We start from the raw sequence: 6358 nt of genomic DNA on the forward strand, positions 1-6358 counted from the left end.
ACCAAATACACCAGGTACTCCAGGCTCAGTGGTTGGTAGGCGAACAGCGAGAAGGCTTGCGACACGTACTCTATTGCCCCCAAGGGGACGAAAAGTAGACAGTTCAACCCGATGCTCCATATAAGGTTTTCAGTGAGCGGTGGTCGTCGCTTTTTCGACTCTTGAGCAGCAGAAGCCCCAAGCAGAGCATTGCACAGCCGAATACCACATAGGTGATGATCGGCCACAGACCCGGTGTGGTCTAAGCATGGGGTTTCAACAGCGCAGAGACCAGATGCACCAGCTGGATGGCTATGGTTGCAAGGCTAAGAGTCAGGGCGGTGCGAAATGGGTGGAGGTGAGTACTCAGTCACTGTGGTAAGACTGGATGAAGTCAGGGAAGTAGAGAATGGTGCTGCTCTTCTGTTTGTCGAAGAGCAGATGTTCAAAATCATGCTGTTTCAGAGACAGGTCGACCTGTTTGAGGCGTTGGAGAATTGCATGCTTGAGCTCCGATTCAGAGGTAATCCCATGTTTAGCAGTCAGATATTCGTAATTTGGCTTTGTTTGCCCAAGCAGAAATTGAGTATCGTATATGTCTCTTCCCTTTGTCCTTGAAAGCAGAGCTGAGATTTTCATGGCACATAGAATGTCATCAGGAGGAACAGGGACGGGAAAATAGTAACCACAGCTTTGGATAAAGGCACGTTGAACAGGATAGGTGCATCCTTGGTCCTGCATCTCAAACTTGATAAGGAATTTTGCATTTCTATAGCCGCTTAGGTTCAAGGAGAAGAGAAGCTGGGGGAAATACAAGCTTCTCCGATAAGCGTGCAGTCCCTCGTGTTCCTGTTGTTTTGGTTCAACATTGTACCCTTGGTCCAAAAGATGCTTGACTACCAAGTCGGTCATCGATTGAAATTCTTCAAAGCTGAGGTTCTTGCAATCAAAATCAAGATCTTCACTGAAACGATCGATTCGCTTGATCAATCGAAGGTTGGTTCCACCAATGAATGAGAGGTGCTCCATATATTGAGTATGGCTCAGGTATTCCAAGATCTGACACTGTAGGTATTCTTTTACCATATAAGCGGCCAAATCGGTTCGTCGTTGCACCGTGGCGGGAAAGTAGTGTTGCAATGCCTGTAGGTCAATCATAGTGAATATGCCTCCTTCAAAGTCATTACACGACGTTCCAGTGCTTTCACTCCATACTGCTCTGTGTAGGCATCGAGCTTGGCAGAGTCGATGTCATCAAGGTCCAGACGTAGGTCAAGCATGTCCTGTTTGCTCGTATACTGTGGATACAGGTAGAGCAAGTCCAAGATTGCTTTCTCCCGTTCAGCAATCAGCATTCCCCAAGTAGGATGAAATGTACTTTGTTCGATGGTATAACCGAACATTGCTTCCCTTTTTACACTATGGTAGCTGAACTGTCCCAGCTCATTCTCAAAGAAGGTGGTTTTTCGGCTGCTGACACTCGTTATTTGGACTACTGCTTCGGGTATCATCCCATAGAAAGCAAGGGCCGAGTGGATGCTGATGTAGGATGGTGCATAGAGCTTGTTGGCGATGTAGAAAGGGGCATCCCCATCCTGCTTCGATTCAGGAAACGCATACATACCCTGTCTGAGTTGTATCAGTTTGCCTTCTTTGACCCATCGGGAGATGGTGTTCCTTCCTACCTGATAGACTCCTCCAAAGCGTATTTGGTTCATGGAGAAACAACCCATTTCAGAGAAGGTAGATCGGAATGTGAGATATGAAGCACGCTTATTTGTTTCCATGATGCACTAATTATAGTGCATTCTGGAAATAAAACAAGAACATGAGCGTTCTTGAAGCGAATTCCTGAACTATCCGCCTGATATATAACACAGTTGGTCTGTAGAATCGGAAACTTGGATGGAGCACTATAAAATTTAGCATAATCATGCTAAATTATTCGTGAGGTACTACTATGAAAACAATACGTCCTGTTTCAGATCTAAGGAATAATTTTGCAGAGATATCCAGAATCGTGCATGAGACCGGAGAACCAATTTTTCTCACTAGAAATGGATTCGGTGACATGGTGGTGATGAGTATGGAGGCATACGAAAGCATGCAATTTTCAAGTGAAGTATATAGAAAATTACAGGAAGCGGAACGAGAAGCAGAAACCAATGAGACGAGATACTCCTCGAAAGATATTCTGAAAGCCATGCGTGATATCATCGAGGAGTAAGCAATGTATGCTCTCACATATCTACCTATAGCTAAGAAAGACATCGATGAGATTGTTAGGTATATTGCCAAGGTTCTGCATAATCCTATAGCTGCAGAGCATCTCGTTCTTAACATTGTGCAGACTGCAGAAAGAATTGCACATGCTCCATATAGTATACAAGTCTATCGTTGCTATAAACCTCTGAAGCATGAGTATCGCTGCGTTGTAATCAAGCACTATTGTATGTTCTACTGGATTGACGATTCAAAGCAGACCGTCACGGTTGCTAGAGTAGTCTATGGCAAACGCAATCTGACACAATACTTATAACAACATCCTAAAAAACTCTGCCGCCCTTGATTGCTTCTCTTCAGTGAAAACATGCCCATCCTCAGTCACTTCCGCCAGGCACTGATTGGACGCTTCCTGTTGGGTATAGATGCTTTGAGCCTTTCTGCAGATATCCAAAGAGGCGTCTACAGGGAAAATCCTGTCCTCGGCTCCGAAGGTGAGATACAGTGGTTTTGGACAGATGTCATCAAGCAGGTCCGGGGTATCCCCGTAGTTCAGAATGCCAGGCAGGTACATGGTGAATGTGTGGTTAAGATGCCGTTGCTGAAGGAGTGCAAGAGAGGAGAACCCGCATACCGAGGCGATTGCCTTGATGCGTTTCTCATACCAGCCGAACCAATAGGCGATGAGCCCTCCCATCGAGTGACCGCAGATTCCGATACGTTCTTTGTCCACAAACGGCAACTGCTCCAGCATATCCATCGCACACTCCATATCGAAGAGACACTTTCCCAGTAGCGTGCGGTTCTTGAGGTAATACTGGATAAAGAGCCAGCGCTCATTATCCCGTCCGTTCATGTACTGGCCATCAGAGAGTTTCTCCCTCCGCCGTCCAAAGCCGATCTGCTCGGGGCAGAGAACGATAAAGCCTGCCTTGCAGAGGGTGAGCGCGAACGTGTTTGCCGGGTTTTCGTACAAGCCTGCCGGCTCAAGCATACCTGCATCGTAACGGCCTCCATGTTGGTGGTGGGCGATTATGACGGGGTGCTTCTCGTCTGTTGCAATATCCAGGCCATCGGGGATCAAAAGCAATGCTTGTACCATCTCACCATCACAGGCTTGGTAGGAGACTTCGGTGTATCGATACCCATTCTCCTGCTTCAGCGGTGCAAGGCTATAGGTTGTTTGTGTTTCCTGTTTAGCAGGTTTTTCACCCAACAGACGTACCAGCAAAGCTCGATCCATGTTCTTCGTCCTTTTCTGAAGCGAGGGAGCCTGTTTGTTTACATCAGGCTCCCCCGGGTTTGGTATTTCTACAACAGGAGGCCATTCTCCTGGGCGTAGGCACGTGCTTCGTCCTCCCAAGCTTTTCCGCCCAGTCGGTCGAAATCTGCAACAAAGGCCTTCCAATTGGCCTGGTTCAGCACCCTGCGTCCGGTGATGAACTCTGCAACACCCTGTTCATAGAAGCGCTTGAGGTCGTCATTGGGCAGCGGCAGGGTATCGGCACCGGTGTCCTCGGTCCAAGCGCGGGTCTGGAAGTCACGTAGGAAATCGAGTGCGCTCTGGCTTCTGCCATTTGCGGTCTTATAAGTCGGGAAGGTAGCTTTCAGCTCGGCATCGGTGTATCGGTAGACGAGATTTGCAAGCTGAATGAACGGCCTGCCCTTAGGCTGGGTGTATGCCATTTCTGGATCGGGAATGCCCTCGGCTGTGGGGATGCCGTCCTTGTCAAATGTGTAGTTCACCCCTTCAACGCCCCAACCAAGCAGATAGTAGCCTTCATCACTGCTCATCCATTCAAACAAACGGGCGATGGCTTCCTTTTTACCTTCCTTGGCCGCCTTGGCACTTACTGCGGTGATGCGGTAGGTGACTGAGTACACGCCTACGGAGGACTTGCCCTCAGGACCCATCGGAGGATCGATGACCATCCACTGGCCTTCGGGGAAGTTCATGTCAAACGGCTTGTAGTTGGCTTCCATGGCCAAGGCTCCATTCTGCTCGCGCATGATGCCGAAGCGACCCTGTTTCCAAGCAGCCCTGAAGTCATCCTTGCGGTAGGAGAGCCAGTTGGGGTCGATTAAGCGTTCGTCGACAATCTGCTTCACAAAGGCGAGGGCATCGTAATAGGCAGGCTTTCGGATATTCAGGCCGAAATTATCCTTGCTCATATTCCACGTTCCGGCTACGCCGAAAGCACCGAAGAAGGGGTCGAGCCTGCGCCCGAGACCTTCTTCGAGTGGGTTGATCTCCAAGAAGGCGCCATAGCCGTAGGTGTCATTCTTGCCGTTGCCATCGGGGTCGTTGAAGGTGAAGGCACGCATTACATTCAGATATTCCTCGGTGGTCTTGGGTTCCGCCAGTCCGAGTCTGTCCAACCAGTCCTTGCGGATGACCACCCCTTCATTCTTGATAATGGCTCCCGGGGATGCAAGGCCGTAGGATTTGCCGTTGTACGTGGTGTAGGCACGACTTCCGGGGGTGTACATCTCTGCTGTACGCTTGGGCATGAGCGGATACATGTCGTCGACATCGGCGATGACTCCCTGCTTGACCAATCTGAGCCACGGAGTGCGTCGGACCATGAAGACATCGGGGAGATTGTTCGCAGCCCCTGCTGCCTGAACTTTGACGTCCTGGTCGTCTTCGCTGGATGGCAGGGCGGTGAGGGTAAGCTCTATACCAAGTTTGTCGCGTACAATGTCATACACAACCCAGTCGGCAGGCGGGGGACCGGCTTCGGTCATCAAGGCGCCGTACCACATGCTGATCGGTGTCAGCTTTTGCTCGCTTGCTTGTTCCTTGGCCCCTTGTGCGGGCAAGGAGAGTGCCATCAGCAGGCACAGAGTCGTACCAACGATGATGCGCAGGTGTTTGTTCATAGAATCCTCCCTTTCACAGGAAGGGCAGGGCCCTCCCTGAGTGTACACTCAGTATAGAAGGAGGAAAAAATACAATACCTAAAAATAATTGCATTATACCGAGATTTATAGTAAACGTCATAAATAAATTCTCTTTCAATTGACGCCTCTGCATGCTACAATAGGGGTAGAATTGAGGAGGGTCATATGAACAACCGCAAGTTCAAAACCGACAAATCCGCCCTGATACAAGAAGGGAGCCAGATTGTACGCTCCACAGAAGACGGGAAATACATCAGGAAGGTCACCTTGGTGAACCTCATGCTCGGCGGCGTATCAGCCGCCCAGATTGCGGCTGCTGCAGGAGAGACCGCCAGAACGCTCACCATGTGGATGAAATCGGTGGATGAGCACGGCTTCGAATCCCTGAGGCCAAGAAAGCAACCCGGGCGGCCTTCGAGGCTTTCCAAAGAGCAAAAAGAAAATATAAAAGACGACATAGCTACAGAGCCTTCCCTGTTCGGGTACAACGTGTGGGACGGGAACACGCTTTCCGACCACATCGGCAAGGCATACGGGGTAACCCTCAAGACAAGGCAATGCGAACGGTTGTTCCATGAGCTCGGCTTCTCGCTCATCAGGCCCCAGACGTTCCCCGCAAAGGGGGAGCAGGACGGCGAAGCCAGGGAAGCGTTTAAAAAAAACTCCAAATCCTGAGCTCGGACGAGTCGAACATCATCGTATTCCAGGACGAGGTGCATTTCAGCATCCAGAGCACCATTGCGCGAACATGGTCGCCGAAAGGCAGCAAGCCGCAGGTGAAGTCGTATGCGGGCAGGAAGAACGCATCCTACAGCGGGTTCGTCATCCCATCGGACGGGAGGCTCTTCGTTGCCAAACCGCTGTGGTTCAACTGGGAGACGACCATCGACAGCTTCAGGCAATTCATCAACCAGTGCGATACGGGTGGGAACAAGAGGATCATCCTCGTCCTGGACAATGCCCCCTGGCACAAGAAAGCGAAACGGCTTGTCGAGAAAGAACCCGAGTACCAGGACATCCGTGACAGGATGTCGTTTGTCTCCCTTCCGCCGTATTCTCCCGACCTGAATCCAATCGAACAGGTATGGAGGATAACCAGGAGGGAGAAAACCCACAACCACTTCTGGCCGGATTTGTCCAGCCTCTCGGCCACCCTTGATTCTTGGTTTGCCTCACTGAGCAATCCAAACGAGAAACTCAGGAGTCTCTGTTCGTTCAAGGCAAACTGAATCAATCAGTGACGTTTACTATA

General features: G+C 50.1%; 8 protein-coding genes. 4 read left to right on the forward strand and 4 right to left on the reverse strand.

The window, feature by feature from the left end:
* Nucleotides 1–345: 345 nt before the first annotated feature.
* Both B3F49_RS03530 and B3F49_RS03535 read right to left on the reverse strand, forming a co-directional pair.
* The gene (locus B3F49_RS03530; protein WP_293894966.1) at nt 346–1137 is read right to left on the reverse strand and encodes a nucleotidyl transferase AbiEii/AbiGii toxin family protein; all 792 of its coding nucleotides are present in this window, start codon (nt 1135–1137) and stop codon (nt 346–348) included.
* Entirely contained in the window at nt 1134–1766 is a 633-nt protein-coding gene (locus B3F49_RS03535) for a type IV toxin-antitoxin system AbiEi family antitoxin domain-containing protein (protein WP_293894963.1), read from the reverse strand. The genes B3F49_RS03530 and B3F49_RS03535 overlap by 4 nt, the downstream gene beginning before the upstream one ends.
* 173 nt (nt 1767–1939) lie before the next feature.
* On the opposite strand from B3F49_RS03535, the gene B3F49_RS03540 reads away from it, so the two are divergent.
* On the forward strand, nt 1940–2206 hold the full coding sequence (locus B3F49_RS03540; RefSeq protein WP_293894960.1) for a type II toxin-antitoxin system Phd/YefM family antitoxin: 267 nt from the start codon (nt 1940–1942) through the stop codon (nt 2204–2206).
* Between the two features lie 3 nt (nt 2207–2209).
* Entirely contained in the window at nt 2210–2518 is a 309-nt protein-coding gene (locus B3F49_RS12385; protein WP_363299643.1) for a type II toxin-antitoxin system RelE/ParE family toxin, read from the forward strand.
* On the opposite strand, the gene B3F49_RS03545 is transcribed toward B3F49_RS12385, so the two are convergent.
* Together B3F49_RS03545 and B3F49_RS03550 are read right to left on the reverse strand one after the other, a co-directional pair.
* A complete protein-coding gene (locus B3F49_RS03545; protein WP_293894957.1) occupies nt 2513–3445 on the reverse strand; it encodes an alpha/beta hydrolase family protein in 933 nt (310 codons plus the stop codon). The genes B3F49_RS12385 and B3F49_RS03545 overlap by 6 nt on opposite strands.
* 68 nt (nt 3446–3513) lie before the next feature.
* Complete coding sequence (locus B3F49_RS03550; RefSeq protein WP_293909009.1) at nt 3514–5085, reverse strand: extracellular solute-binding protein; 1572 nt, start codon at nt 5083–5085, stop codon at nt 3514–3516.
* A gap of 186 nt (nt 5086–5271) precedes the next feature.
* On the opposite strand from B3F49_RS03550, the gene B3F49_RS03555 reads away from it, so the two are divergent.
* A complete protein-coding gene (locus B3F49_RS03555; protein WP_293909011.1) occupies nt 5272–5781 on the forward strand; it encodes a helix-turn-helix domain-containing protein in 510 nt (169 codons plus the stop codon).
* 17 nt (nt 5782–5798) lie between these two features.
* Nucleotides 5799–6335: an IS630 family transposase gene (locus B3F49_RS03560; protein ID WP_293909013.1), complete on the forward strand. Its 537-nt coding sequence runs from the start codon at nt 5799–5801 to the stop codon at nt 6333–6335.
* The last annotated feature ends 23 nt before the right edge of the window (nt 6336–6358 follow it).

This window comes from Sphaerochaeta sp. UBA5836, from assembly GCF_002432845.1.
In the GTDB taxonomy this organism is placed as follows: Bacteria; Spirochaetota; Spirochaetia; order Sphaerochaetales; family Sphaerochaetaceae; genus Sphaerochaeta.

Excerpts from the sequence above, each read along its gene's own strand:
- B3F49_RS12385 (WP_363299643.1), top strand. The coding sequence starts at position 2,210 with ATGTATGCTCTCACATATCTACCTATAGCTAAGAAAGACATCGATGAG.
- B3F49_RS03545 (WP_293894957.1), bottom strand. The coding sequence starts at position 3,445 with ATGGATCGAGCTTTGCTGGTACGTCTGTTGGGTGAAAAACCTGCTAAA.
- B3F49_RS03540 (WP_293894960.1), top strand. The coding sequence starts at position 1,940 with ATGAAAACAATACGTCCTGTTTCAGATCTAAGGAATAATTTTGCAGAG.
- B3F49_RS03530 (WP_293894966.1), bottom strand. The coding sequence starts at position 1,137 with ATGATTGACCTACAGGCATTGCAACACTACTTTCCCGCCACGGTGCAA.
- B3F49_RS03535 (WP_293894963.1), bottom strand. The coding sequence starts at position 1,766 with ATGGAAACAAATAAGCGTGCTTCATATCTCACATTCCGATCTACCTTC.
- B3F49_RS03555 (WP_293909011.1), top strand. The coding sequence starts at position 5,272 with ATGAACAACCGCAAGTTCAAAACCGACAAATCCGCCCTGATACAAGAA.
- B3F49_RS03550 (WP_293909009.1), bottom strand. The coding sequence starts at position 5,085 with ATGAACAAACACCTGCGCATCATCGTTGGTACGACTCTGTGCCTGCTG.